The following is a 1,505-nucleotide window of genomic DNA, read 5'->3' as shown; positions in this document are numbered from 1 at the left end:
TGTCCATAAGCCAGATGAGTTCGCCTTCGGTCGTGATGTGGCTGGCGGGTTCCGCCGGGTCACCGGCGCGTACCTTCGCAAACGCCTCGCGCTTGCCCGCACCCGCCAGCATGAACACCACATGGCGGCTGGAATGAATGGCGGGATAGGTCAGCGTCAGGCGCGTATGCGGCGCGTCATCGGGCACGCAGCTTGAAACCCACAGCGTCCTTTCCTTCAGCACGGGCTGCCGCGGGAACAGCGATGCGGTATGCCCGTTATCGCCCAGACCCAGCATCACCACGTCAAACAGCGGGCGGCCGGGTTCCAGCACCCTGCTGCCATATACCTGTTCCAGCTCCGCCTGATAGGCCGCCGCTGCCTGCGCCGGGTCGCCCGAGGTCGGCATGGGGTGGACGTTGGCGGGCGGCACCGGCACGTGGGCCAGCATTTCGGTCTCCACCATGTTGTAATTGCTGGCCGGATCGCTGTCGGGCACGAAGCGTTCATCGCCAAAGAAGAACTGCGTGTTCGCCCACGGGAAGCGGTCACGGTACGCGTCCGACGCCAGGATCTGGTACAGCCGCTTTGGCGTGGACCCGCCCGACAGCGCGATCACGAACGGGCCGCCCGTTTTCGCCAGCGCCTGCTCCGTCAGCCACTTCGCCATATGCCGGGCAATGGCCTCGGCATCGGGCAGGACCACCATCCGGCCCGTTTTCACGTCATGTCCCACCGTCATGTCATGCATCTCCCAGCACGTATTTCTCAATGCCATTGGCGAACCCTTCCTCCTCGCACGAGGTCGAGACATGGGTCGCCTGCTTCTGCACCTCGGGGCTGGCCTGCCCCATGGCGATCGACATGCCGCTCCTGCGGAACATCAGCACGTCATTGGGCTGGTCGCCCAGCGTCACCATCTGGCTGGCGGGAATGCCCAGCAGGCGCTCGAGCGTCATCACCACGCCGCCCTTGTTGGCGTCCCTGTTGGTCACATCCACGTAGTACGGCTGCGACAGGGCGGCCGACGCCGTATCGCCCAATGCCTGCTGCAGGTCATGCTCGAGGCGTTTCATGAGGTCGAGGTCATCGCTGACGCCGGTGATCTTGACCACCTGATCCAGCCTGTCTTCCACATTGCCGACCACGGGCGGGAATTTCACCGTCCACTGCTCGCGCGCGACATGCGGGGCTTCAGCGTTGGAGACGATCCAGTCATTGCCGTTATAGACCCACGGGTCGGCCCTGTGGTCACGGATGATGCCAATCACCCTGCGCGCGGTATCGGCCGGCAGGGTGCGGGCCTCGATCACGGTGAAATCGGGCCGGACCATCATCCCGCCGTTGAAGCCTGCGATCGGTTCGGAAATCTTCAGCGGGTCAATGACCATCTTCATGCCCTTGGGCGGGCGGCCGCTGGTGATGGTGAACAGGATGCCACGTTCACGCAGGCGTTCGACAGCCCGGATGGCGCGTGGTGTCAGGATCTTGTCCTTCGTGACCAGCGTGCCGTCCACATCGGCCAG

General features: G+C 64.4%; 2 protein-coding genes. Both read right to left on the bottom strand.

All coding sequences use genetic code 11. From position 1 onward, the window contains the following. The coding region (pgl, locus tag CFR80_RS18095; protein ID WP_010514125.1) for a 6-phosphogluconolactonase at positions 1–730 on the bottom strand (730 nt) is incomplete at its 3' end. Further along, positions 723–1,505: Cof-type HAD-IIB family hydrolase (locus CFR80_RS18090; RefSeq protein WP_029329711.1), on the bottom strand; the 783-nt coding region annotated here is incomplete at its 5' end. The genes CFR80_RS18090 and pgl, both read right to left, overlap by 8 nt.

The sequence above is a fragment of the Komagataeibacter oboediens genome (genome assembly GCF_003207815.1).
GTDB classification, from domain to species: domain Bacteria; phylum Pseudomonadota; class Alphaproteobacteria; order Acetobacterales; family Acetobacteraceae; genus Komagataeibacter; species Komagataeibacter oboediens.
Note: the sequence above shows the minus strand (reverse complement) of the source record. Positions and strands in the feature narration are given on the sequence as shown.